21 protein-coding genes, 1 tRNA gene and 3 pseudogenes are annotated in these 25,847 nt (G+C 55.5%); 11 read left to right on the forward strand and 14 right to left on the reverse strand.

Features of this window, described 5'->3' with window-relative positions; translation table 11 throughout:
* The first annotated feature begins 47 nt into the window (after positions 1-47).
* Positions 48-452, forward strand: a complete 405-nt coding sequence (locus HEQ18_RS12000; protein ID WP_432814889.1) for a DUF3617 domain-containing protein — start codon at positions 48-50, stop codon at positions 450-452.
* Positions 453-602: 150 nt separating this feature from the next.
* Here the strand turns inward: HEQ18_RS12000 and HEQ18_RS12005 are convergent, their stop codons facing one another.
* On the reverse strand, positions 603-1,787 hold the full coding sequence (locus tag HEQ18_RS12005) for an acyl-CoA dehydrogenase (protein WP_432814890.1): 1,185 nt from the start codon (positions 1,785-1,787) through the stop codon (positions 603-605).
* 324 nt (positions 1,788-2,111) lie between these two features.
* Here HEQ18_RS12005 and HEQ18_RS12010 point away from each other — a divergent pair.
* A pseudogene (locus HEQ18_RS12010) lies at positions 2,112-3,558 on the forward strand (carotenoid oxygenase family protein).
* Positions 3,559-3,602: 44 nt separating this feature from the next.
* Here the strand turns inward: HEQ18_RS12010 and HEQ18_RS12015 are convergent.
* Positions 3,603-3,679, reverse strand: a tRNA-Arg gene (locus tag HEQ18_RS12015).
* Positions 3,680-3,737: 58 nt separating this feature from the next.
* On the opposite strand from HEQ18_RS12015, the gene HEQ18_RS12020 reads away from it, so the two are divergent.
* Positions 3,738-4,469, forward strand: coding sequence for a queuosine precursor transporter (locus tag HEQ18_RS12020; RefSeq protein ID WP_432814891.1), 732 nt, complete (start codon positions 3,738-3,740; stop codon positions 4,467-4,469).
* 6 nt (positions 4,470-4,475) lie between these two features.
* A complete protein-coding gene (locus HEQ18_RS12025; protein WP_397606147.1) occupies positions 4,476-4,880 on the forward strand; it encodes a hypothetical protein in 405 nt (134 codons plus the stop codon).
* On the opposite strand, the gene purQ is transcribed toward HEQ18_RS12025, so the two are convergent.
* Both purQ and purS read right to left on the reverse strand, forming a co-directional pair.
* A complete protein-coding gene (gene purQ, locus HEQ18_RS12030; RefSeq protein ID WP_397603547.1) occupies positions 4,833-5,498 on the reverse strand; it encodes a phosphoribosylformylglycinamidine synthase subunit PurQ in 666 nt (221 codons plus the stop codon). The genes HEQ18_RS12025 and purQ overlap by 48 nt on opposite strands.
* Positions 5,498-5,728, reverse strand: a complete 231-nt coding sequence (gene purS, locus HEQ18_RS12035; RefSeq protein ID WP_432814892.1) for a phosphoribosylformylglycinamidine synthase subunit PurS — start codon at positions 5,726-5,728, stop codon at positions 5,498-5,500. Before purS ends, purQ begins: the two co-directional genes overlap by 1 nt.
* 739 nt (positions 5,729-6,467) lie before the next feature.
* On the opposite strand from purS, the gene HEQ18_RS12040 reads away from it, so the two are divergent.
* Positions 6,468-7,205: a hypothetical protein gene (locus HEQ18_RS12040; RefSeq protein ID WP_432814893.1), complete on the forward strand. Its 738-nt coding sequence runs from the start codon at positions 6,468-6,470 to the stop codon at positions 7,203-7,205.
* Between the two features lie 204 nt (positions 7,206-7,409).
* On the opposite strand, the gene HEQ18_RS12045 is transcribed toward HEQ18_RS12040, so the two are convergent.
* Entirely contained in the window at positions 7,410-7,811 is a 402-nt protein-coding gene (locus HEQ18_RS12045) for a hypothetical protein (RefSeq protein ID WP_432814894.1), read from the reverse strand.
* Between the two features lie 605 nt (positions 7,812-8,416).
* On the opposite strand from HEQ18_RS12045, the gene HEQ18_RS12050 reads away from it, so the two are divergent.
* The gene (locus HEQ18_RS12050; protein ID WP_432814895.1) at positions 8,417-8,797 is read left to right on the forward strand and encodes a zinc-binding dehydrogenase; all 381 of its coding nucleotides are present in this window, start codon (positions 8,417-8,419) and stop codon (positions 8,795-8,797) included.
* Here HEQ18_RS12050 and HEQ18_RS12055 read toward each other — a convergent pair.
* Positions 8,794-10,110, reverse strand: coding sequence for an aspartate aminotransferase family protein (locus tag HEQ18_RS12055; protein ID WP_432814896.1), 1,317 nt, complete (start codon positions 10,108-10,110; stop codon positions 8,794-8,796). The two genes, HEQ18_RS12050 and HEQ18_RS12055, sit on opposite strands and share 4 nt — an antisense overlap.
* Positions 10,111-10,312: 202 nt before the next feature.
* Positions 10,313-11,019 (reverse strand): annotated as a pseudogene (locus tag HEQ18_RS12060) (IS5 family transposase).
* Between the two features lie 287 nt (positions 11,020-11,306).
* On the opposite strand from HEQ18_RS12060, the gene HEQ18_RS12065 reads away from it, so the two are divergent.
* Genes HEQ18_RS12065 through HEQ18_RS12075 form a run of 3 tightly spaced genes read left to right on the forward strand, consistent with a single transcriptional unit; the run spans position 11,307 to position 14,892 of the window.
* Entirely contained in the window at positions 11,307-12,485 is a 1,179-nt protein-coding gene (locus HEQ18_RS12065; protein WP_432814897.1) for a PepSY-associated TM helix domain-containing protein, read from the forward strand.
* Positions 12,482-12,661, forward strand: a complete 180-nt coding sequence (locus tag HEQ18_RS12070; protein WP_432814898.1) for a hypothetical protein — start codon at positions 12,482-12,484, stop codon at positions 12,659-12,661. Before HEQ18_RS12065 ends, HEQ18_RS12070 begins: the two co-directional genes overlap by 4 nt.
* 35 nt (positions 12,662-12,696) lie before the next feature.
* On the forward strand, positions 12,697-14,892 hold the full coding sequence (locus tag HEQ18_RS12075) for a TonB-dependent receptor (protein ID WP_432814899.1): 2,196 nt from the start codon (positions 12,697-12,699) through the stop codon (positions 14,890-14,892).
* 544 nt (positions 14,893-15,436) lie between these two features.
* Here HEQ18_RS12075 and HEQ18_RS12080 read toward each other — a convergent pair.
* Positions 15,437-15,919 (reverse strand): Lrp/AsnC family transcriptional regulator, encoded by a 483-nt coding sequence (locus HEQ18_RS12080; protein WP_397605431.1) that lies wholly within the window; start codon positions 15,917-15,919, stop codon positions 15,437-15,439.
* Positions 15,920-16,047: 128 nt separating this feature from the next.
* Between HEQ18_RS12080 and HEQ18_RS12085 the strand changes: the two genes are divergently transcribed.
* Positions 16,048-18,381, forward strand: a complete 2,334-nt coding sequence (locus tag HEQ18_RS12085; protein ID WP_432814900.1) for a transketolase — start codon at positions 16,048-16,050, stop codon at positions 18,379-18,381.
* Between the two features lie 41 nt (positions 18,382-18,422).
* Here HEQ18_RS12085 and HEQ18_RS12090 read toward each other — a convergent pair whose 3' ends face one another.
* Together HEQ18_RS12090 and purC are read right to left on the reverse strand one after the other, a co-directional pair.
* Complete coding sequence (locus HEQ18_RS12090; protein WP_432814901.1) at positions 18,423-21,281, reverse strand: M16 family metallopeptidase; 2,859 nt, start codon at positions 21,279-21,281, stop codon at positions 18,423-18,425.
* A gap of 60 nt (positions 21,282-21,341) precedes the next feature.
* Complete coding sequence (gene purC, locus HEQ18_RS12095; protein ID WP_296197379.1) at positions 21,342-22,121, reverse strand: phosphoribosylaminoimidazolesuccinocarboxamide synthase; 780 nt, start codon at positions 22,119-22,121, stop codon at positions 21,342-21,344.
* Between the two features lie 387 nt (positions 22,122-22,508).
* On the opposite strand from purC, the gene aat reads away from it, so the two are divergent.
* The gene (aat, locus tag HEQ18_RS12100) at positions 22,509-23,204 is read left to right on the forward strand and encodes a leucyl/phenylalanyl-tRNA--protein transferase (RefSeq protein ID WP_432816009.1); all 696 of its coding nucleotides are present in this window, start codon (positions 22,509-22,511) and stop codon (positions 23,202-23,204) included.
* A 35-nt stretch (positions 23,205-23,239) separates the two neighbouring features.
* On the opposite strand, the pseudogene HEQ18_RS12105 reads toward aat, so the two are convergent.
* The 4 genes and pseudogenes from HEQ18_RS12105 to HEQ18_RS12120 form a co-directional block, all read right to left on the reverse strand.
* Positions 23,240-23,668 (reverse strand): annotated as a pseudogene (locus tag HEQ18_RS12105) (DUF2155 domain-containing protein); the annotation flags it as partial.
* On the reverse strand, positions 23,647-24,033 hold the full coding sequence (locus HEQ18_RS12110) for an NADH:ubiquinone oxidoreductase subunit NDUFA12 (RefSeq protein ID WP_397605435.1): 387 nt from the start codon (positions 24,031-24,033) through the stop codon (positions 23,647-23,649). The gene HEQ18_RS12110 and the pseudogene HEQ18_RS12105, both read right to left, overlap by 22 nt.
* A 40-nt stretch (positions 24,034-24,073) precedes the next feature.
* Positions 24,074-24,586, reverse strand: a complete 513-nt coding sequence (locus HEQ18_RS12115) for a DUF192 domain-containing protein (protein WP_397605436.1) — start codon at positions 24,584-24,586, stop codon at positions 24,074-24,076.
* Positions 24,587-25,014: 428 nt separating this feature from the next.
* Positions 25,015-25,767 carry a head GIN domain-containing protein gene (locus HEQ18_RS12120; protein WP_432814902.1) on the reverse strand — a complete coding sequence of 251 codons (753 nt, stop codon included), beginning with the start codon at positions 25,765-25,767 and terminating at the stop codon, positions 25,015-25,017.
* Positions 25,768-25,847: the final 80 nt, after the last annotated feature.

The raw sequence follows: 25,847 nt of genomic DNA on the forward strand, positions 1-25,847 counted from the left end.
AAAATGGGTCGCTTCGCTGTATAAGGCTGATTTGCCGACAAAAGTTTATGAACAATATTTTCCTTCTTTATGCCTTCCCCGGTGCGCTTTTGCTTTCGCTGGCTGCGGCGGGTTCCGCAAAATCAGATGGCGATATGGCTTTGCTTGACTCACTCGATCGGGGAATGTGGCAATTACGACCAACGGGTGGGAGTGTGCCGACGACCAAAATCTGCCTTGGTAAATCGGAAAGCCTTACCCAAATCCAACACAGCGGCTTAGCGTGCGAACAGTATTTCGTGCGTTCGAGCCCAAATTCCCTAACGGTCAGCTACACCTGCGCAGGGCATGGTCAGGGGTTGACGATTATCCGTAAGGAAACAAACCGGATCATCCATATCCAATCGCAAGGTATTCGAGATAATGCGCCATTTTCGTTTTCAGCGGAAGGGCGAAGAACTGGGCCGTGTTAACCGAACATTTTTTCTCATTGGCCGTTCATCAATAATTTAATATCTTGGCCATATGAGGTCAGGTGTGTCTCTCACCAGACACGCTTTCCTCCCAATGGCTGAGAAGCCTAGCCTGGGCCGCTGCTGAAAAGCTGAGCGGCCCATTTTTTGTTAGAATGCCGCGATCCCCGTGATGGCGCGGCCCAATATAAGCGCGTGCACGTCATGCGCGCCTTCATAGGTATTGACCGTTTCAAGGTTTACCATGTGGCGCATGACCTGATATTCCTCGCTAATGCCGTTGCCGCCATGCATATCGCGCGCCACGCGGGCGATATCGAGCGCTTTGCCAACATTGTTGCGCTTAACGATGGAAATCATGTCAGGCGCAAGCTGGCCTTCGTCCATCAAGCGGCCAACGCGCAACGATGCCTGAAGCCCCATGGCAATATCAGTCATCATATCGGCCAGCTTCTTTTGATATAACTGGGTGGCGGCAAGCGGTTTGCCAAATTGGTGGCGATCAAGGCCATATTGCCGCGCGGAGTGCATGCAGAATTCTGCTGCACCCAATGCGCCCCAACTGATGCCGTACCGGGCGCGGTTGAGGCATCCAAACGGGCCTTTTAGCCCTTGTACATCGGGCAGCAATGCGTCTTCGCCAACTTCGACATTGTCCATGATAATCATGCCCGTTGTCGATGCGCGTAACGACAGCTTCCCCTGAATTTTCGGAGCAGTGAGGCCTTTCATACCCTTTTCAAGGACAAAGCCACGAATGCCACCGCCATGCGCTTCGGATTTTGCCCAGATGACAAAGACATCGGCAAAAGGTGCGTTGGAAATCCACGTTTTCGATCCATTGATGACATAGCCGCCATCAACCTTTTTAGCGAAGGTGCGCATGCCCGCAGGGTCCGACCCGGCGTCAGGCTCAGTCAGACCAAAGCAGCCGATCAGCGTGCCAGCAGCAAGACCCGGCAGATATTTGCGCCTCTGCGCTTCTGAACCAAAAGCATATATGGGATGCATCACCAAAGACGACTGTACCGATGCCATCGAACGATAGCCCGAATCGACGCGCTCAATTTCGCGCGCGATCAGCCCGTAAGCGACATATGACGCGCCGGCGCCGCCATATTCCAACGGTATGGTCGCGCCAAGCAGGCCGGTCTGCCCCATCAACGGGAATAGTTCAGGCGCATCACATTCCGTCCGGTAAGCATCGATAACGCGTGGTTGCAATTCGCTTTGCGCAAAGGCGCGCGCGCTGTCCCGGATCATGCGTTCGTCTTCGGTCAGTTGGTCCTCAAGACGAAAAGGGTCAGACCAATCGAATGCTGCCAACTCGGCCATTTTTATCTCCCTTGGGAAGGCCTGCTGAATAGCGACCTGCGCATTGTTCGCCTTTATAAGCGTGCGGGCAAGACAGCAACCCTTGCCATCAACTCTGCGCCTTGCCATGCATTATGGGAATGCAGAATAATGACTGGGGGCGGTAATGGAATGGTTTATGTTTCCGCCCCCCGGGGGCGGCAGTCTGGTCCGATTGTTAAGCTATGCCTTGCGCACCGCGTCCCTATGTGCGCCGCGCGACGAACACGATAAATTATTCCGACAATCTGCCACTTGCGCAAGGGGTGACATTCGACATAGGCTGATCGCCCAAAGGAAAGCGAAATGCAGGTTGATACACTACCGCCGGTGAAAGCAACGCTGCAACCGAGCAACCATCCCTATCTCAACGGGGCGTGGACGCCGCAGCATGCGGAAGTCACCGCGACCGACCTTGATGTGATCGAGGGCCGTATTCCCGACGACATTGACGGCATCTATTTGCGCAACACCGAAAACCAGTTGCATCAACCACTAGGCCGCTACCACCCGTTTGACGGCGATGACATGATCCACCAGATCGATTTTTCTGGCGGCAAGGCCAGCTATCGCAATCGTTTCGTCCGCACTCGCTGTTTTCAGGCGGAGCAGGATGCGGGCGGGTCTTTATGGGGCGGGTTGATGGATAAAAGCAGCCTGTCCAAACGCCCCGGATTTGGCGCGCATGGCAGCCTGAAGGATTCCTCTAGCACGGACATCATTGTACACGCGGGCAAGGCTGTTTCCACTTTCTACCAATGCGGGGAGGGCTATGTGCTTGACCCCGAAACGCTGGAGCAAGAGGGTGTTGCGTCTTGGGTTCCGCTTGATGGCATTTCCGCGCATCCCAAGGTTGACCAGCGCACGGGTGAGTTGCTGTTCTTCAACTATTCAAAACATGCGCCCTACATGCATTATGGCGTCGTCGATCGCAGCGGCAAGCTGGCGCATTATGTCCCCATCCCGCTGCCGGGGCCACGTTTGCCGCATGACATGATGTTCACGCAAAGCTGGTCAATATTGTGCGACTTCCCGTTATTTTGGGATGAAGAGTTGCTGAAGCGTGACGTCCATGTGACGCGGCTACATGAGGGACTACCATCGCGTTTCGCGCTCATCCCGCGTTACGGTCAGCCAGAAGATATCCGCTGGTTTGAAGCGGAGCCGACTTTTGTTCTGCACTTCATCAATGCCTTTGAAGACGGTGATGAAGTCGTGCTTGATGGTTATTTCGAAGAAGACCCCTATCCCCCGCCACTCGAAAACGCCGACGGCTACGGCCATATGATGGCGTATGTCGACGAACATAGCTTCATGCCAAAGCTGCACCGGTGGCGGTTTAACTTGGCCGATGGCACAACGCGCGAAGAGCGGCTCGATGACCGCATCCTCGAATTCGGGATGATGAACCAGCGTTATTTGGGGCTGCCCTATAGATACGCCTATAGCACGACTTCTAAGCCCGGCTGGTTCCTGTTTAACGGTTTATGACATGGTCACGGGCGAGTCATGGTCTGTGGAGCTTCCAGAGGGGCGCTACGGCAGTGAGGCACCCTTTGCCCCTCGTGTCGGTGCGGTTGACGAGGATGACGGCTATCTCGTCAGTTTTGTGACCGACGAAAATCGCGGAACATCCGAATGCATATTGATCGACTGCAAACGCTTTGCAGAAGGGCCAGTGTGCCGGATTGCGCTGCCGCATAAAATCAGTAGCGGCACCCATGCACATTGGGCAGATCGCTCGGCCTTATAGTAAAAAGTTATTGCCATCGTTTCGGCTGGCATCTTGGTTTTGAATGGCGCGCCCTACAGGAGTCGAACCTGTGGCCTCAAGATTAGAAGTCTCGCGCTCTATCCAGCTGAGCTAAGGGCGCGCGCTGATTTGCGCAATAACGGCTTTGCGCGCGAACGCAAAGCTGCTTATGTCGATTCATGCACGACGACCTTATCATTGACGAAAGCGCCAGCGCAGTTATCGGCCGCCAGTTTCGCTATTATGACTTCGTTATGGCGGCGTTTGTCGCCATTTTGTTGCTCTCGAACGTCATTGGGGCGGCCAAACCTGCGGCGCTGACAATATCGGGCGAGCAATGGATTTTTGGTGCTGGAATATTGTTTTTCCCGTTGGGCTACGTCATTGGTGACGTCCTGACTGAAGTCTACGGCTATGCGCGCGCGCGCCGTGTCATCTGGGTTGGCTTTGCGGCGCTGCTCTTCATGGCGTTTATGAGTTGGGTTGTTGTGACCCTGCCGCCTGCACCCGGTTGGGAAGGGCAGGCGGCATATGAAAGCGTCTTCGGGCAAGTTTGGCGGATCGTTATTGCATCAATCACTGCGTTTTGGGCGGGTGAGTTCGTCAACAGCTATGTGATGGCGCGCATGAAGATTTGGACCGCAGGAAAGCATTTATGGACGCGCACTATTGGTTCAACGATTGTCGGTCAGGGCATCGACAGCCTCATTTTTTATCCGCTCGCCTTTTGGGGGGTGTGGAGCAACGAGCAGGTTATAAGCGTTATGATTACCAACTGGCTGTTGAAAGTGGGCTGGGAAGTTGTGCTTACGCCCGTCACTTATGGTGTTGTTGGTTGGCTGAAACGCAAAGAGGGCGTCGAAATATTCGACAAGGGTACGAATTTTTCGCCATTCAAAACAAAAATTTAGGACATCATGCAAGACCGTTTACAGCTTCTGGCCGAGCATTGGGTCAGCTATAAAATCTGGCTAATCGAAACAGTTGGCCTGACCAATGATGCGATGCATATTCATGGGGCGCTTTTGATCTTATGCGTGTCGGCCCTGGTGTTGCGGCGGCGCCCCGACAGCCCGTGGTGCTGGTTAATCGTATGTATCGCTGAATTGTTTAACGAATATGCCGATTTGCGGGGGGCTGCGGCCGGAGAGGCTACCATAGATGCAGCCCTGCATGATGTTTACAACACGATGTTTTGGCCGACCGTGCTCTTGATATTGGGGCGTGCTTTATTTCCGCGAGAGCAAGCGACGCCTGTCAGCCCGGCAGCAATATCAAGCGATCTGCCGCACCAACCCCTCGAACAAGCGACGTCCGTCTGACCCGCCATGCACGGCTTCGGTCATGCGTTCGGGGTGCGGCATCATGCCCAACACATTTCCGGCAGCATTAAGCACGCCAGCGATGTTGCGGGCCGAACCATTTACGTTTTCGGCGTAACGGAAGGCAACACGGCCTTCGCCCTCAAGCCTATCAAGCGTCTCAGTATCAGCGAAATAATTGCCGTCATGATGCGCAACGGGAATTCGGACCTGCTCACCGGCGGAATAGCCGCTGGTAAAAACAGAGCGATTATTTTCGACCGTTAGCCCAACCGTGCGGCACACGAAGCGGATCCCGGCATTGCGCATGAGAGCGCCCGGCAACAGACCAGCCTCTGTCAAAATCTGAAAGCCATTGCATACACCCAGAACGGGCACCCCGCGTTCCGCAGCCTTAATGACCGCCTGCATAACCGGAGAGCGCGCAGCCATGGCACCGGAGCGCAGATAGTCGCCATAAGAAAAGCCGCCGGGAATAGCGATCAGATCAAGCCCATCAGGCAATTCGCCAGCGCGGTGCCAGACCAAAGTTGTTTCGGCACCGGTAATGTCGCGAATGGCAACGGCCATGTCACGATCACAATTAGAACCCGGAAATTGGATGACCGCCGCGCGCATCAGGCCTGCTCAATCTCGAAATTCTCAATAACCATATTGGCCAGTAACTTGGTGCACATCATTTCCAGGTCAGCCTTTGACACGCCCGGTTCATGATCAATTTCGATCAGGCGTCCGGCCCGCACGTCATGAACGCCCGAAAAACCTAAGCCCTCTATGGCGTGATGGATGGCTTTTCCTTGTGGGTCGAGAACACCGTTTTTCAATGTTACAAAAATGCGCGTTTTCATAGGACCCGTCCAATTGCCAGTTTCCGTTTCTATAGATGCCGCCACGTGCGATTCAAGCGTAAGCTAACGCCAATCGCATTTTAACGCGGTTTGGAAAGTCCGGCCCATAAGAATAATGTCAAAAGCCAGGGGCAGGACCACTTAAATCCACCTTCGGGGCGTCAAAATGGCACAGATATCGATGACGTTGCAGCATCAGGCAGCGGCGAAGTAACGAGAGTCACTCCGTCGGGCGTCAAAGGCCAGACTTTTTAACGGCGCGCCAGGTGCGTGGAAAGCGCCGCCGCTTCAAAGGAAGCCTCCAAAACCCGCAGAATTGCTTGCAAGTTCACACCAAAATCGCATTTGACCAAATTGCGCATTATATCGGGCGCGCAATAAAATTTCCTACAGGATCGCGGCGGGAGAGACGCGCGTAGGAGGGGCGTTATGGGATGCCGCATTTGGCTGTCAAAGAACGACGGAACATTATAGGAACAGGGGGTGATTGTCAAGTTGGGTGGTGACTGATCGGACGGTGACGTGACGCCGGGGCGGTACAGTGGACGGGCGACCACAAGCGGTTTCAAAACGACAGCCGCGCCATCGAAGAGGTTGGATAACATGGCAGGCGGGTCTTCAATTTAGACGGAGGCAGCCCTGTAAAGCAGGACCAGCTTCGATAGTTTTTACGTGCGACATAAGCGAATGTGTGCAATGGCGAATGGCCAGAAAGCGCCATTCAATTATCGAGTGACATATGCCGACGAAGTTATCCCAATCCGACGCTTTTAATACCCGAGCTGACAAGTTTAACAATGTAGCCTGTGTTCTCGCTCGCCTATCAATCTTAGTCGGTGGCGTAGTTTTGGCATCCTGTGGGCAAGCAAAGACGCCGTTGCGGCCTTCTATTTTGCCAGAAGTGGCTAAAATTCAGCCAGTTCTTGACTGCATTGAGGCTACTCCGCAGGGCGCAAATTCGGTAATTGAAAGCTGCGTAAATAAGGCAGGAATTAATATTGATCACGTGCCGGATGAACCAAAGAGAGCAGCGGAATTTATGCCGCTTGTTATCGCTTCTTGGGTGTTCTTCGATCAAGATAAGACCAAGCGGCTTTCTTCGAAATCTCTTCCATTGATGATCGATTATGCTCGATGCGTTGAAACGAATGCGTATGCCGACAGATCTTTTTCCAACCGCACGGAAAAAGGCGTCACACAGGCGCGGCTGCGTGCCGAACTTGCTTGTATGGAGCATCCGCTTGCTCTCTCAGGTTTGAAACCGGAACAAGCGGCCACGACAAGCAATCTTAGGGAACGCATGTTGGCCAATTTGATAGCAAACACCGCTACAACTTTCGCGCTCGAAGCAAATGGCTGGTATCCCGATGAAATGCGTCGCTGCGTCAAATATCTGGATGGTAGGCCACCATCAATCGGTTGCTCTCTCAATCCTGAGCCAAAATCGACTCCTCCGTTTGCCCCACCTGGTAATTAGCCCTATAATTTCCCCGCAATTTTTGGCGACAAGCCTATTCTGAAGATTCTATCCTTTGGTCAATTTGTGCAGGTTATCAGAAATTCACGCACGGGCTTGCAAAAGACATGTCTGCTCTTTTCTTAGGTGCACGAGCGGCAAGTGAATGCCTGCTCACTACAGCAAATTCGCTAAAGCGGTCAGCAAACGGCAACGTTTCGGTCGTTATCGATTATTCTCTTGTCCGCCGAGAGCGGACGGGAGTGTATTTGGCCACAGAAAGGGTAATGAACCAAGGACGAAGCCCAAGAAGGCTGCTTGTAGAATAAGGGCTAAATCAAAGCCGGGTATCCGCAGCGCAAAAGATGCAAATGCATTTGCTAAGACGTCGGTCACCATCACGACGGCCGCGAGCAGCAAAGCGCAACGTCGCCAACCTGCAATGATCAGAACTATCACAAGCGCGTCTAAAACCACAAGTGAAGTCCAGAACGCCTCTAATGCAGGCGGGCCAAAGGCGTAAGGCCGCCAACCGCGCGACAGAAAATCCGCAGCATGGCTTACGACGCCGATGCCGAAGCAAGCGATATATATGCCCAAGGCGAACCGTGTGCGCGTAAAATGCATCGCATCTTGCTAGCCCGAACTATGTCCGGATTCCACCCATAATCGGTCTTTTTTGAGCGATCTAACGATACCCCTAAACGGACCGGCAGTTTTGAGGGGTTCGTCACAGAAAGCCGTCCGTCCGTTCTCGACAACATTGCGGACTTAGCCATAGAAAGCTAAACACAACTAGGGGGGGTCAGACAATGTTGTTGGTTACAATCGGGTGTGCTTACGGTGCCGTGATGATATGGCTTGCGCTGCGCGCCAATACTAGATTTTCCGGTGAGCGACGCTTACCCATGCAATGGTGGCTTAACGGGGAAGTTACTTGGTATGCTCCGCGTCGTGTGGCGTTGGCCTTCATTCCAACGTTAGCAATCGGTATGTTTGGATTTACCGCCACAACAAAACCGAGGCCCGGCGATGAGCACCTCGTCATACCCGTTATGTTGTTTATGGGTTTTCTTTGTCTGGGTATTCAGTTGCTTTACCTATATTTAGTAAGGAAAACACTGCATCGGAATGGCGGCTAACCACCCAATTCCGGCCATACAGACAACAATGCCCCACAACCTTCAAACCCAAACCTACCCCGCCAAACTCCTCGCCGCTTGCTCCCAAAAATGCAGCAGGCCCTGGCTGAAACTCAATGGCACATAGGCGTCGCAGGTGGTTTCATCGACGACGTGCAGGCGGACGTTGATATGGTCGATGATTGTCGCTGCGCTGCATCCGGCGGCGAAAGTTGGGCTTTCGGCGTCGAATACGCCGCCTTCCATGAGGAGCGTGCGCCAGCCTTTGCCCGACAGGCGGATGCGGACGATGCCGCCGCCGATGGCTGCGCCGTTCTGGAACCGGATGTGTTTCCAAATCTTGTATCATATATCGAACGCGGGGAAATCCGGCCGATAGTAGCAGCAACCTACGACCTATCCGATATCGTCAAAGCGCAGGAAGCATTTTTGACGAAGCAGCATGTCGGAAAAATTGTCCTGTCGTTTTAATCAACAGTTTCGATCAATTCACTGATCCGTCCAACGATTTCATCGATATGGGATTTTTGCAGGATGAGCGGCGGCGACAGCGCAATGATGTCGCCTGTTGCGCGCACGAGCACGCCATTGTCGAAGCATTTGTGGAATAATTGCATGCCGCGCTTGCCAACGCCGGCGGCATTTGGCGCAAGTTCTATCGCCGCAACGATGCCCATGTTGCGGATGTCGATGACATTTTTTTTGCCTTTCAGGCTGTGCACCGCGTCTTGCCAATAGCCGTGGAGCGAACCAGCATGTTCGAAAATACCTTCCGACTTGTAAAGGTCCAATGTTGCCAGGGCTGCCGCTGCGGCCAAGGGGTGACCGGAATAGGTGTAGCCGTGGAACAATTCGATGCCATCGGGACCGCCTTCGACAACGCCGTCGTGGATATGGCGGCTGACCGCGACGGCGCCCATCGGCACGGCGGCATTTGTAAGGCCTTTTGCCATTGTAATAATGTCAGGCGTCACGCCTAAGGTTTCCGATGCTGTCGTACCGCCGACACGGCCAAAAGCCGTGATGACTTCGTCAAATATCAGCACGATGCCATGCCTATGTGTAATCTCACGCAATTTTTCGAGATAGCCGATTGGGGGCACCAACACGCCGGTTGAACCCGCCATGGGTTCGACAATGACCGCCGCAATGGTCTCCGCGCCATGCAGCGCGACAATGGCCTCCAGATTATCCGCCAAATGCGCGCCCCATTCGGGTCGGCCCATCGTAAAGGCGTTATGTTCCAGATTATGGGTGTGCGGAAGATGGTCAACACCCGTAAGCAGGGTGCCGAATTGCCGCCGGTTGTTGACGATGCCGCCAACCGAAATGCCACCAAAGCCGACGCCATTATAGCCGCGTTCTCGTCCTATCAGCCGGGTACGTGTGCCCTGGCCAATCGCGCGTTGGTAAGCGAGCGCAATTTTGAGCGCAGTATCGACCGATTCAGAACCCGAGTTGGTAAAGAATATCCGATCGAGGCCTTCAGGCATGAGCGTTGCGAGGCGCGAAGCCAGTTCAAACGCCAGCGGATGTCCCAATTGGAAGGGTGGGGCGTAATCAAGCTCTGCGGCGCATTTCTGGATCGCCTCGACAATAGTGGGGCGGCAGTGACCGGCATTGACCGCCCAAAGCCCAGCCGTGCCATCAAGGACCTGTCGTCCATCATCGCTGGTATAATGCATGTCCTTTGCAGATATGAGCTGCCGCGGCGTCGTCTTGAACGCCCGGTTCGCCGTAAACGGCATCCAAAACGCAGCGAGGGGGTCATTTTCCAGTTTCATCACGTCACTCCACCAACGGGTCTTCAGGGTCAGGACCACTTAAATCCACCTTCGCGGTTTGAGGCCATATTGTTCAGTGCAAGGCGGCAAACGCAGGACTTAGTGGTTCTAAGTCCAAGCTTGTCAACGTGGCAATGGACAATATGGATCAAATCCGAAGGACGTCTTGACGCCGCGAAGGTGGATTTAAGTGGTCCTGACCCTAGGTCACAGACTCATTATGTCTCAACCAGATCCGGATTGATGCGAGTTGGACAGATGCGAGATAATTATCGTCTCTTTGATCGTATCGCGTGGCAACTGCTCTGAAGTGCTTGAGTTTATTAAAGAAGCGCTCGACGAGGTTGCGTTGCTTATAGAGGAGGTGACTAAATACCGGTTTGATCACGCGTTGCGGCATGGCGCGGATATTGGCCCTGGCACCGCGCGCCTCCATTTCGGCGCGCAACGCATCGGAGTCATAAGCCCGGTCGGCGAGCAGGATATCCCCTTTGCCGACGGTATCGAACATGTCTACTGCACTGCGACCATCGGCGGCTTGCCCTTCGGTCAGCTTGAGCATGATCGGCATGCCCATCGCATCGACCAGTGCATGTATCTTGGTGGTCAGGCCGCCACGCGAGTGACCCATGCAACGGGATCGCTGGTCTTTTTTTTACCATTGGCTCCATGTTGATGAACCCGGATCGAAGACGAGTCGATCATCTGGATATCGCCTTCGTAAGCCACGGAAACTGCATCCAATATATGCTTCCACACACCGGCTCTGCGCCAGCGGTTGAACCGGTTCACACAGGTCGTATACGGACCGTATCGCGCCGGAATATCCGCCCAAGGCGCGCCAGTGCGTAACCGCCAGAATATCCCGTTCAAAACCCGCCGATCATCAACCCGCTTCACGCCACGCACCTTGGTCGGCAACAAAGGCTGGATCACCAACCACTCGAAATCTGTCAAATCAAACCGTGCCATCAACTTCTCCCTTTCAGGAAAAGCATTGAATCAGATATCAATCACTTTGGGAATCTAATTTATGAGTATGTGACCTAATGCGACTGACTCGCATTTACAAACGTTGTGCAAATCTATATGCGCTCGATTCCGAAAGGACGGGTGTCATAAATGTCCAATACGCTTCATCCCGGCACGACTGCGGTTTGCATCACAGGGCACGACGATCTCGTTGCGGACGCGGTATGACGCGCGCGGCGATCAAGGCGTGGGCGTGGGTCCATAAATGGACAAGCCTCATGAGCACGGCCTTCCTACTGATGCTGTGTCTGACCGGCCTGCCTCTGATCTTCCATGACGAGATCGACTGGCTGTTCGAAGAGCAGCCGACTTACGGCATGCCCGGCATCGGCTCATCTAGTACCGCTGCGGGCCTGCTCCCTCTCGATGACATGCTGACCCGCGCGCTCGACAACCGGCCGGGCGAGGTGCCGCTCTACATGGCCTTCGACAATGATCAGCCTTCGATGACGATCACCACCGGCCCGCGACCGGATTCGCCGGGGTCTGAAATGACCATCCAGTCCTTTGACCGATCGACTGGTGAATTAATCGCTTCAGTCTCGGAAGACAGCGTCAGCGGTGTGAGCGCTGTGATGCACTTCCTGCTTGAGCTGCACACCGACATGTTCCTCGGCCTGCCGGGCATGCTGTTTCTGGGCGCGATGGGCATGTGCTTCGTCGCAGCGCTGGTTTCTGGCGTGGTGCTCTACGCCCCTTTCATACGCAAGCTGGACTTCGGAACGCTGCGGGTCAGCCGCAGCGCCCGCACCAAGTGGCTCGATTATCACAACCTGCTCGGCATCGTCGGTCTTGCATGGATGCTGGTGGTAGGTTTGACCGGCGTGATCAATGCGCTCGCCGTGCCGATCGAGGCTGCGTGGAAAGCGAACGAACTGGCCTCGATGACCCGCGAGTATGCGGGGCGCAAGCCGCTCGATCCGGCGCGCTACGGCTCGCTTGACAAGGCAATGGCTGCTGCCCGCGCTGAGCTTCCCGACAACAATCCGCAGTTCATCGCCTTTCCCGGCGGTACCTTCAGTTCAAACCATCACTATGCGGTGTTCTTTCAAGGAGACACGCCGCTCACTGAGCGCCTGCTGACCCCGGCGCTGGTCGATGCCGAGACAGGCACCTTCACCGCCGCGCGGGCGATGCCGTGGTATTATCAGGCGCTCTCGCTGTCGCGCCCGCTCCATTTCGGCGACTACGGCGGCCTGCCCTTGAAGCTGCTGTGGGCGGCACTGACTCTGTTCACGATCCATGTTCTGGGGACCGGGCTTTATCTGTGGCTCGCCAAGCGAAAATCCTACGCGCCTGCCGCGATCCCTGACCACGCGCTGCTGAGCGAGCCCGCCGAATGAGCCGCGCCCGCCCTCTCTCCGCGATCTTTGCATGGCCGCTGACGATTTTCGCCCTTGGATTTGCCGGCCTCGTGATCGCGCTGACCGGCGATGGCTGGCGTGATGGGGCGGCATGGGCCGCACTGCTCGCCCCCGTTTGTGCCGCGACCTGGGCGATCCGCACCCGGCGCGGTTGATCCGCTTTTCGACTTTACACGACAAGGAACACGTAATGACGACTTCCAATGCCCGCGCCCGCCTGCTGTTTGCGACTGCCATCGGCCTTGCCCTTCCCGTCCTGCCGGCCGCAGCGCAGGATCGCGGGAATGACGAGAACCTCATCATCGTCACCGCCCAACGCGCCAACCAGTCAGGGGGCGAGCAACAGGGCAGCGTTGGGGTGCTGGGCGACAAAGACGCGGGCGACGTTCCCTTCTCCATCCGCAGCTACAACGAGGCGCTGATCCTCAACCAGCAGCCGCAGACATTGGGGCAGGTGCTGGAGAACGATCCCACCATTCGCACCACAACCGGCTTTGGCATCGCGGGCGAGCTGTTTGTGATCCGCGGCTTTTCGCTCGCGGGAGACGACATCGGCTATGACGGGCTTTACGGCATAATGCCGCGCCAACTGGTCGCGCCCGAACTTTACCAGTCGGTGCAGGTGCTGAACGGATCAACCGCATTCCTCAACGGCGCAGCGCCCGGTGGCACCGGGATCGGTGGGAGCGTCAACCTCATCCCCAAGCGCGCCGGTAGCGGCGAGCTGACGCGCATCACCGCAGGCTATACCGGTCCCGAGCACATCGGCGGCAGCTTCGATATCGGGCGACGCATGGGCGCGAATGACGAGTGGGGCGTCCGTGTCAACGGCACCGCGCGCGCCGGGGATGTGTCGATCGACGATGAATTCCGTAGCACCTATGTGCTGGGCGCTGCGTTCGACTACAATTCGGGGCCCTTTCGTGCCTCGCTCGATCTCGCCTACCAGCGTGTGAAGGTCTCGCATTTCCGACCCAAGCTGAGGGTCAACACGCTGACAGTCATCCCAGAGGCACCGGATGCTGAGACCAATTTCGGTCAACCCTGGCAGTTCACTACGCTGCGCGACATCTTCGGGCAGGCACGGGTGGAATATGACATCGCCAATGACGTCATGGTTTACGCCGCCTTCGGCGCGCGCGACGGTGCGGAAGAAGGCGTCTACAGCACGCCCACGCTGGTCAACGCGACCACTGGCGAGATCACGGTCAGCAGCTCCTTCATCCCCCGCACTGACAACAACGAAGCGGCGACCGCAGGGCTGCGCGCCAAGTTCGCAACCGGCGGGATCAGACATGAGATCAACGCAGGCGGATCGATCAATTGGTTGGTCAACCGCAACGCCTTTGAATTCTTCGCGTTGTCGGCCCAGCGCAACAACCTCTACGCCCCAATCGAGGTGACACCTTCGACCACGGTGACCTTCGCGGCCGGCGATCTTGACGATCCCCTGCCCGCCGGCCGCACCCGGCTGACGAGCGGGTTCATTTCGGACACCATCGGCTTGCTCGACGACCGCGTTCTGCTGACCGCCGGACTGCGCTTGCAGGCGATCAACGTCAGATCCTTCTCGAACGCCACTGGCGCGTTGACGAGCGAGTATGACGAGGACAAGGTGACCCCGGTGATCGGCCTAGTGGTCAAACCCGCAGACGGCCTTTCGCTCTATGCGAACAGGATCGAAGGCCTCGTGCAGGGCGCGGTTGCGCCGGTGAGCGGGGCGGACCCCAATGGCGGCGCGCCGCTGCCTGTCAGCAATGCGGGCGAGATCCTGCCGCCGTTCGTCTCGGAGCAATACGAGATTGGCGGCAAGCTGGCGCTCGGCGGGATCGACCTCTCGTTGGCGCTGTTCCAGATCGACCGTGAGACCGCGATCCTGCGGCCCGACCCGGATCAGGCCGGCGCGCTCGAATTCGGCCCCTTCGGCATCCAACGCAATCGCGGAGTCGAATTCACGCTCGCGGGCGAACTGACCCAGGGCCTGCGCCTGATCGCGGGTGGTTCGATCATCGACGCCAAGCTGCGCCGCACCCAGAACGGCGTTAACGAGGGTAACCAGGCGGTCGGCGTGCCCGAATACCTGCTCAACACCAACGTCGAATGGGACGTGCCCTTTATCCCCGCCCTCACGGTAACGGGCCGGGTGGTGCATACGGGCCAGCAGGCTGCCAACATCACCAACACGTTGTTCCTTGAGGAATGGACGCGCTTCGACCTGGGCCTGCGCTATGTTGCGGTGGTGGCGGGGAAGCCGCTGACCTTCCGGGTCAACCTCGATAACGTGGCAGATGCGAATTACTGGGCCTCAGCCTTCGATAGCTTCCGCCCCGACCTTCAACTTGGCGCGCCGCGCACATTCAAGGCATCGCTTACCTACGACTTCTGATTTGGGACTCCGACGGGCAAAGCTCAACGCTGCTTTGCCCGTCGGAATTCTTCGCTTAAGACGGCGGCTATGGGGTCGGTTGCTGAAGGGCAGGAGTTTTTCGGAGCTAAGGCAAAGCCGACACGCCGCTTTTGGGATCGAGCCGAGGCGTCGCTTATGGCAGCTCGTCGGTGATGGGGTGGACGCCCCCCCCCCGACGTAAACGGCATCCAAAACGCAGCGAGGGGGTCATTTTCCAGTTTCATCACGTCACTCCACCAACGGGTCTTTAGGGTCAGGACCACTTAAATCCACCTTCGCGGTTTGAGGCCATATTGTTCAGTGCAAGGCGGCAAACGCAGGACTTAGTGGTTCTAAGTCCAAGCTTGTCAACGTGGCAATGGACAATATGGATCAAATCCGAAGGACGTCTTGACGCCGCGAAGGTGGATTTAAGTGGTCCTGACCCTAGCCCTTATGCGACCGTATTACCGTCATTCTCGATTGAAAAGATTCTTGTGTCCGGAAAATTTTAGTTGGGCCTCATTTGCCGGCCGCTGCGCGATCATATGCGGGATTCCAAAGTGGGAACTGACGTCTTGTAGATGACGGGCCGAAGCGCAAAGCTTGTGGTCACATTGGCAACACCCTTCACCCGGGTCAGCCGATGGCGCAGAAAATCCTCAAATTGCGTCAAGGATGCGACCAATATGCGCAATTGATAATCTGCCTCACCCGTCATCAGATAACATTCCATGACCTCGGGAAAGCCGGCGACGGCCGTCTCAAAATCTTCCAAATGACGATCATCCTGTTGATCAAGGCGCACGCGGACAAATGCCGTGACGGAGAGGCCGATCTTATCAGGGTCAACTAAAGCGACATAATGGGTGATAGTGCCGTCGGATTCCAACTGGCGTACCCGGCGCAGACAGGGGCTGGGCGATAAGCCGACCCGTTCCGACAGTTCCTGATTGGACATTCGGCCATCTGATTGAAGGCAATCAATGATCTTGCGGTCAATGGTATCTAAGTAATTTTTTGGCATATTATATATCTAATTCAATAAATTTAAGCATAATCTATCAAATATTATGGCATCGACCGTTATGATACGCAAGGACATGCTGGGATGTGCTAGCTACAGTCCTGCTTTAATTTAAGCGGAAATTAGCCATGGCCAACATTGTCGTCGACAGGCGTGAAGAGAAAATAGCAGCAATCGAAACCCTCGATTCGCGGCTGCGTTGGTTGGCCTCCTGGATTGTGCACAACGCCAACCATATCCGGCCAAAGCGGGACGGGTTGAAGGTCGGCGGGCATCAGGCAAGCTGTGCATCGATGACGGCGATTATGGCGGCGCTTTATTTTCATGCGCTGCGTCCGAATGACAAGGTTTCCGTCAAACCACATGCGGGGCCTTTGCTGCAAGCGATCCATTATCTGCTGGGCAATCAGTCGCTGGAACAATTGCAACAGTTTCGCGCCCTGGGCGGCGCACAAAGCTATCCGTCCCGGACAAAGGATAAAATTCCGGTGGATTTCTCCACTGGTTCTGTAGGGTTGGGCGTTGCGATTACCGCCTTTTCAAGTCTGGTTCAGGACTATTTGATTGCGCACGGATCGATCGACGAGGGCAATGCAGGCCGGATGATTTCGTTGATGGGCGATGCTGAATTGGATGAAGGCAATATCTACGAATGCCTTATTGAAGGGTATAAGCACGACATCCGGAACTGCTGGTGGGTAGTCGACTATAATCGGCAATCGCTCGACAGCACGACGGCAGACCGGATGTTTCGGCGCTTTGACGATATTTTCGAGACCACGGGATGGCGGGTTATCACCTTAAAGCATGGCAAGCTGCAACGTGCCGCTTTCGCCCGGCCCGGAGGAAAATCGCTGGAGGACTGGATCGAAAATTGCCCTAATGCGGAATTCGCCGTTCTCACATATCAGGGCGGTGCGGCTTGGCGCGCGCGCCTGACGGCAGATATTGGCGGCAAACCGCATGTGAAGAAACTGCTCGATAGTTTTGAAGACGACGGTCTGGCCGCATTGATGACCAATCTGGGTGGGCATTGCGTCGAATCCTTGATGGATGCATTTGACAGTGCCGATGATGAACGGCCCACCTTGTTCATTGCCTATACGGTCAAGGGTTATGGCCTACCGCTGGCGGGGCATAAGGACAATCATTCGGGGATGATGAACCCCGGTCAGATTGATCAGCTTCGTATGGCCATGGGCATTGAGGCAGGCCAAGAGTGGGAACCATTTGCCGGTCTTGGCGGCAATATGGCGGCACGGCTCAAAAATTTCATCGGGGACAGCGTTCTTGCCGCCAAGCCGGAAGAGCCAGTAGCACCGCAGATACACGTGCCCGCACGCTTCGCAGTTCCGTCGGGTGATGTACAATCAACGCAGGCGGCATTCGGCAACGTGCTTCTCGATCTTGCCAAATCATCCAAAGAGCTGGCAGACCGGATCGTGACCACTGCGCCTGATGTGACGCAGACAACCAATCTCGGCGGTTTTGTGAACCAACGCGGGCTGTTTCGACGGTCCGACGTCGCCGATATATTCCGTGAGGCCAAAATTCCGTCCGCCCAGAAATGGGCAGCACATGCGGCGGGTCAGCATATTGAACTGGGGATTGCGGAGAACAATTTTTTCTTACTGCTGACGTCGCTTGGGCTGGCCGCGCCGCATTTCGGTACGCGCCTTATTCCGGTTGGTACGGTGTATGATCCATTCATCGCCCGTGGTCTCGATGCGCTGAATTATGGTTGCTATTCCGATGCGCGTTTTCTGCTGGTCGGAACGCCGTCCGGCTTGACTTTAGGACCGGAGGGCGGCGCGCATCAGTCTATTAACACGCCGTTGATTGGCATGGGGCAGCCGGGCCTTGCGTATTTTGAACCTGCCTATGCCGATGAAGTTGCTTTATTCATGCGGTGGGCGTTTGAATATCTGCAAAAGCCGGAGGGAAGCTCTGTCTATCTGCGGTTGAGTACGCGTCAGGTCGCGCAAGTCGATCGGGCCAATGCGGATTGGGAGGCGGATGCTCTCAAAGGTGGATATTGGTTGCGGCCACCCTCGGCAGGCGCAGAAGCGGCTATCGCATTTACAGGGGCCATCGCGCCTGAGGTGTTGGCAGCATATGCACAAATGTTGGATGATATTCCCGGTTTAGGCGTTTTGAACGTGACCTCGCCCGATGTGCTGCATCGTGAATGGTCCGCGAGCAAGGCTGCGCGCTGGACAGACCGGAACGCGCAAACATGCCATGTGGAGGATTTGTTGTCGCTATTGGCACCCGACGCAGGCATTGTGACGGTGATTGACGGTTCGCCCGGCGCTCTGTCCTGGCTGGGCGGTGTGCACGGCCTGCGTGTCAGTCCGCTGGGCACGGATCGTTTCGGTCAGACGGGGGATTTGCCCGACCTATACAGCGAATACCGGCTCGACTCTGCGGCGATTATTGATGCCATGGCCGCGCTTTTTTAAAAAGATGAGCCGCCAAAATTGAGACGAAACGGCTTCGAACGCTATTCGGCGGATTCTTCGCCACCGCTGACCATTTCATCTGGTAGTGCGCGGAATGTGAACTCTGCAGCTTTGCTCAAATAAAGCTTGGCCAATGCCCACAGGTCCTGCGTGGTTATTGACGCAAAATTTGTCTCGGCTTGTCGGAAGCGGATCAACATGTCGGTGCTTGTCTGTGCCTCCGCAACGACACCGAGCCAAGTGTTGTTTTGCTTTTTCCAATCGGCGTAGCTCTCAAGCACGGGTTTGCGCGCCCGTTCGAACACGTCGGGATCAACCGGTGACTTTACCAGCGCCGATATGACTTGATCGACAGTCGATTCTATCGTCGCAATATCTTTGGGGTCGCCAGCGGTAGATACGTAAAATGTGCCCCGCTGCAGATACAGGTTGGACATGTCGGACTGCGCGGACACGCCATAAGTCGCACCCAATTTCTCGCGCAATTCATCGGTCAGACGCAGCGTCGCAACGCGTGCAAGAAGATCCATGGATTGGGTGGTTTTCTGGTCATTATCGCCCGTGGTTGTCCATATACGGCGCCACGCCAACTGGTTCGCCTCGCCATTATGGGGAATATCAAAATTCCCGCGCTTTGCGCTCCAGCCCGGTTGAAGTTGCGCGCTATAATCCTTCCCGTCATCCGCGCGCGTCGGGAGGGCTCCAAAACTGCGTGCAACAGCCGCGATGGCCGCTTCTTCATCCAAGTCGCCGACCAATGCGATTTCTAAGCGATTCTGTTTTAATGCGTCGCCCAACACCGTCTTTAGCATTTCAAAATCTGCACCCTGTAAGGCCTTGAGAGGCGGCAGCGTAAAGCGCGGATCATCATCGGTCATGATGCTTGACATGGCGACCGAAAGCGCGGACCCCGGAACAGCGTCCAATCGCGCATATAATTCGGGCAGCGGACGGCGAAACAGGCGAAGGGCATTTTCCGAATAGCCCGGATGGGTGGTATATGCTGCCATGACTTGCAATTGCCGCACCAAATCCGCTGGTGCCACAGCACCGGCTGCGCCAAAAAATCTGTCGGCAACACCGAATGCGGGGGACACCGTTGTTCCGGCCAAGATGGATCGCAAATCTTCAATATCATGGGCTTCAAGGCCGCCAGAAACATAGGTCGCCGACATCAGTAAGGCCAAGACAGCATTTTCCTTGCCAAAATGCAGTTGGCCACCATCAATGCGCAGCGAATAGCGGACTCGATTGTCTTCAAAATCGGTTTTTTTAAGGTTCAGCAACACGCCATTGGCAAAGCGGATGGTGCGAATGCCCAAATCCGCAATCGTCTTGTCGGCAATGACAGCTCCGGCGGGGCCGAAGTCTGTGTAAGCAAAGCTTGACGCCACGCGTGTCATTGGCGCAGCGATTGGCGTGCCCCGACTGACGGCATAAGCGGCCAATATTTCATCCTCGGGAATAGCCGCGCTCTGCTTTGTTGTCAGGAAAATCTGCGGTCGATCCATTTGGCGGAACCAAAATGCAAATTCGGAAGTGATCGCCGCCGGTGTTATAAACGGGCGTATCTGTCGCCACAACAACTGGCGATATTTGTCCGAGTTGTACACGTCCTCGTCCAGACTGACCAAGGCGTTTGCAATTGCCCCACTCGATTCGGTACCTTCATCTTTGGCGGCATTTTCATATTGTGCGTCCAGACGCTTTATCTGTTCGGCAATCTCGGATTCTTCAAACCCATATTCCACGGCTTGGCGAACAGTTTGCTCGGTAAAGGCGAGCAATGAACGCCAACTGCCGTCCTTACCCGCGACGCCATAGCCGATGGTTGCATATTGGTCGCACAGACCGAAGTTGAAATTCACACCTCCACCTAAAAACGGCATGTCTGCTTCGCGGGATCGGCGCGCCATGCGGCGTGATATGATCGCGCTTGCGATGCCCATTTTGAGCTCAATCATCCCGCGTTCTAAGGTGTCAGGCCGCTTTTTATCCTGCAAAAACTGCTGAACACTCATGCTCTCGCTAATCTCTGGATGTACGAAGCTTTGCGCGGATAATGCGCGGTTGGTATCCAATAGGCACTGGTCAATTGCACCCAATGGCGGCGCGTCCACGCGCCAGTCCGCAAATTTGGCCACCAGTTCGCGTTCAATGGCCACGGGATCTACCGGGCCAACGATGATGATTTTGATGCGGTCCGGGCGATAATATTTGCGATACAGCGCGCGCATCCGCTCCGCAGGTGCCGATTGAATGACATCGGTTGTGCCGATGGGGTAACGCGTGGCGTAAAAAGTACCCGGGTAAAACAGGTTGTTCGCCGCACGTCCGCTTTGAAAACCAAAATTTTCGCGCGCGCTTTTTTCCGCCAAAATAACCCCGCGCTCGCGGTCAACTGCTGCCGGGTTGAACGATATTTCCCGCGCCGTCTCACGCATCAAAAACAGCGCACGTTCAATCAGATGCGGGTCCGACTTTGGCAAGTCTAATTTATACTCCGTTTGCGTATAGCCAGTCGAGGCGTTGGTATCGGCACCAAAGGACAGACCAAGCCGCTCAAGCATTTTGACCATTTCGCCCTCAGGCACATTGGTACTGCCGTTAAAGGCCATATGTTCGATGAAATGCGCAAGACCCTGCTCGTCCTCCGCCTCCGCCGCGGAGCCGAAGTCGATGGTCATGCGCACCAGCACCTGATTCTGTGGACGCTGATTCGGACGAATGGCGTAGCGCAGACCATTGGGTAGCCGCCCGTAAATGATGCTGGCGTCCGGTTCGAGGTCGGATGTCTCGGCGTTCCACGGCTCAGTCCGCTCTGCAGGCGCGGCAAGCGAGGATGTCGCTCCAGCAAAAAAGATTGCAACCGCAGATAGAAGGTTAAGCGCGATTCTCATACGCTATAGTCTTCCGCAAAAGCTTGGACACTGCAATATATTCTTATGTAAATTATTGATTCACTTGCCTTTGCGTAATCGGTGGCTGACCATATCAAGGACGGCCCCTTCGCTTTCATCCGGCATCAAGCCAAGGCGGCGGGCGACTTCTTGATAGGCTTCTGCCTCGCCGCCAAGGTCACGACGGAACCGGTCCTTGTCCAGCTTCTCGCCGGTTTCAATGTCCCACAAGCGGCAACCATCAGGGCTGATTTCGTCGGCCAGGATGATCCGTGAAAAATCGCCATCGAACAAGCGCCCAAACTCAAGTTTGAAGTCCACAAGCCGAATGCCGATGGCGGCAAACATACCACACATGAAGTCATTGATGCGGATCGCCATGGACGAAATGTCCTGCATTTCCTCCTGTGTCGCCCAACCAAAGCAGGCGATATGCTCCTCTGCAACCAATGGGTCGCCAAGGCTGTCATCCTTGTAACAATATTCGAGCAAGGTATGCGGAAGCGGCGTGCCTTCTTCGATACCAAGGCGTTTGGACAAGGAACCGGCGGCCACGTTGCGCACGATGACCTCGATGGGGACGATCTCAACCTGACGAATCAACTGTTCGCGCATGTTCAGGCGACGAATGAAGTGCGTCGGGATGCCGATATGGCTCAACCGCGTAAAGACATGTTCCGACACGCGGTTGTTGATGACGCCTTTACCGGAAATTGTGCCCTTTTTCTGGGCATTGAAGGCGGTGGCATCATCCTTGAAATATTGGATTAACGTGCCGGGTTCAGGACCTTCATACAGAATCTTGGCCTTGCCTTCGTATATTTTGCGGCGGCGGGTCATATGCGGTCCCTGACTTTGCTTGAAATGATACGCCCCGGTGGAGTTGGCCATTGAAGAGCCTAACTCTGCCGGGGCGATTACATAGGCTATAATCCATTGCATGCGTCGGCGCAATTCGAGATAGGTAGGGTCAGGACCACTTAAATCCACCTTCGCGGTTTGAGGCCATACTGTTCAGTGCCATGCGGCAACCGCAGGGCTTAGTGGTTCTAAGTCCAAGTTTGCCAACGCGGCAATGGACAATATGGGTCAAATCCGAAGGACGTCTTGACGCCGCGAAGGTGGATTTAAGTGGTCCTGACCCTAAATAGGACGGACACGAAAGGACATCATTTGCCCATCGATCTGGATTTACTGCTTCAGGCCTACGCCAATGGCATATTCCCGATGTCCGACGCCCGTGATGACCCCGATACCTTTTGGATTGAACCAGAGTTTCGGGCGGTCATGCCACTGGATGGCTTTCGTGTGTCAAAGTCGCTTGCCAAAACTATCCGGCAGGATCGGTTTGTGGTCACTGCCGACACCGCTTTTGCGCAGGTCATTGCCACATGTGCCGAATCGCAAGCGGATCGACGCGACACCTGGATTAATCCAGATATCGAAGAGGCTTTCTGCCGCTTGCACCAACAAGGGCGGGCACATAGCATCGAATGCTGGTCGGAAGGTCGCCTCGTGGGCGGACTTTACGGGCTGGCTTTGGGGCGCGCGTTTTTCGGGGAAAGCATGTTCTCTCGCGAAACTGACGCGTCGAAGGTTGCCTTGGCGTGGCTGGTCGCACGGCTTCGACTGGGCGGGTTTGAATTGCTCGATTGCCAGTTCATGACCGACCATTTGGCCAGCCTAGGGGCAATCGAAATGACACAAAGCGCGTATCTTAAACTGATTGCGGCTGCACTAACGAACGCCGTTCAAGCCCCGTCAGGGCTAGCTTCTTCAACCGCAGCGGGCGCTGCCTCAGGTGGCGACTGGAGTTCACTTGACGGCGCTTTGGCTGCAGGACCTTCTTCAGAAGATTTCTTCTCTACGGGTGCTTCTTCGCCGGGAAAGCGCATTTTGCAAGCCTTGATCCACACATCGTAAATCGGGTGCTCGACAACATTGGCTGCGGGATTTTCCTTGAACAGCCAGCCCGAAAAAACATTACGCCATCTTTCGGCCTGAGTCGTGCCGGGGGGGCGCTCATTCACGAGCAACTGCACAAATGCACCTTCGTCAGGTGGAGTTTCCCATGGCGCTGTTTTCTCGCAAGCCCTGAGTCGGATGACCACTTTGTCAAAGCGAATAGCTTCGCCAGGTTTTAGCTCAACGTCCCGCGTTTGACCATTTCGCTTGTTCAACAGGCCGAGCACGGCAACGCGTTCTGCCATGGGGGTACCTATGGTAGCGCCGGACATGGCAACAATTTTGTCGCTGGTCGGAAGGGCCTCGCCCGATTTCGCGGGCGCAAGCGTTTCGTCCTCTGAAGCACCGCACGCGGCAAGCGTTGCCAAAAGCGGCAACCAGATTAAACCGCGCGCGCGGATCATGATGCGTCGGGACTCCATGCCTCATAATCACCCGTCGCGCGAGCACGATGGCCGCCACGCTCAATGGACCCTGCTGGACGATAGGCAGCATCGGTGCCTGTGAGATTTGGCACAGCCGCGGTTTCATAGCCCCTGTGTGGCGGCAAGTAGCTCTCCGGATCGCCATCATGTGTGCCATGCAACCAGCCATGCCAATCGGGCGATACGCGGCTTGCATCATTGGGGCCGCTATAGATCACCCAGCGGCGTTTGCCGTCGGATGATTGATAATATCTATTGCCTAAGGCGTCAGCGCCCACAGCCTTGCCTTTGCGCCAGCTATAGATTGACGTGCCAATCGTCGCGCCGTCCCACCAGGTGAAGATTTTACTTAGAATACCCATGGCTCTTGCGATTAGGACCAAGCATGATTCCGCGCAATCCTTATTTGGTTGTCCATTGCACCTTGTCGCCAGCAACAATTCCCAGTTCAGCCGCGAGACCACCGCGCAATTCCAGCACAGCAGCAACAGGCTCGCCCGACACAACGGGTGTTGTGGAATAAGGGATGGTGTTGTCGGCGATACTCTCAATCGTGCCATCCGCGCGCACGAAAATGATGTCCAAGGGGATAACAGTATTTTTCATCCAGAAACTCGCAACGCGCGGTTCTGGAAAAGGAAAAATCATACCCGCATTGTCGGGCAGGTCCGTCCGGAACATAAGCCCCTTGGCTTGCTCTGCGCTTGTTCTTGCGGCCTCAACGGTGAAGCTATGCGTTTTGGTGGCATTGGTGACGCATAAGGTCACTTGCTCCAGTCCCGCTATGGACTGGCCTGCGGCTGCGCCTGGAGTGCAACCAGCGGCCGAGGTTACGCCATTGGCTGGCATATTGCAGGCGGTGAGTGACAGTGCGATGGCAAATGCACCGTAGCGACTAAACGGGCTTAAGGTCATTAACGCGATCCTTTTTCGATCTGAGCATAATTGATAGCGGCGTTTCCAGCCTGTTTAATGAAACAGCTTCCTCTTCCAGTAACGCTAATATTGCCTGAACCGCGATTAAAAATATTAGGGTCAGGACCACTTAAATCCACCTTCGCGGCGTCAAGACGTCCTTCGGATTTGACCCATACTGTCCATTGCTGCGTTGGCAAGCTTGGACTTAGAACCACTAAGTCCTGCGCTTGCCGCCTGGCACTGAACAATATGGCCTCAAACCGCGAAGGTGAATTTAAGAGGTCCTGACCCTAGCTTCTCCGGCGGCCAAGGGTGCCACTTTAGCCCGGTTGCGCATCACCGCAGGTTGCGTGCATGCGCTACCGATTAAGCGCGGCACGACGTTTCTGTCCCACCAATTGCTCATGCGCTCAGGCTGCCTTCGGTTAGGAGCAATTTATGCTTCCTGAACCTATTGATTTCGACTCGCATGTAGCGCCGCCGTTGACATTGATATCACCACTGCCAGCGACCTTTGCCTTGACCTTACCTGTCGCGGTTAACCGAACGTCGCCGGAACCCGCAATAGACACATCGGCGTCAGTGGCATTCAACTTCTGCGCGTTGACGCTGCCGGAACCTGCCACCGAGAAATCGGCGAGGTCAACCTTGCCAGAAACAACAGCGTTGCCCGAACCTGCGATTTTGGTCTCCAGCTCCTTCGCTTCTACATTGGCGACGTTCAAGCTGCCTGATCCGGCGACTTTCACTTTGACAATGTCGCCCGTCATCCGGTCAGCGGTAAAGTCACCTGACCCCGCGAGCGAGGCGGCGGACAACGCGGGCGCAGTGATCGTTACCGTGACGCCTTTGCCTGCATCGCCAAACCAACTGCCCTTTTCCCGGCCAATGACAATCGCTTTGTCATCCATCTTGTAGCGCAGCGCGGCGACCGCTTTCGCATTGCCTTCGGCCTTGATGGTAAAAGCGTCACCGGTGACGAACACGATATTATCGGGGCCCAGCGCCTTAACTGTGCTGAATGCATCCGTCGTTACGGCGCTGCTGGATACTGTCTTGCCGTCGGCAAAGCCGTTTTCCTCTATGGCTTTGACATCCTTAACCGCACCGGAAATGGTTTCGCCGCAACCGACAAGCGATAGGGCGAGGAGCGGCAGAAGGCAGATTGACTTGCGCATGGCTTATCTCCTTGTGTGTTGTCCTGACAATACACTTCGACGTTTATCACGCAACAGATATCTGCAGCCTATCTGGAAAG

The organism is Sphingorhabdus sp., from assembly GCF_050921905.1.
Taxonomy (GTDB): Bacteria; Pseudomonadota; Alphaproteobacteria; order Sphingomonadales; family Sphingomonadaceae; genus Sphingorhabdus_B.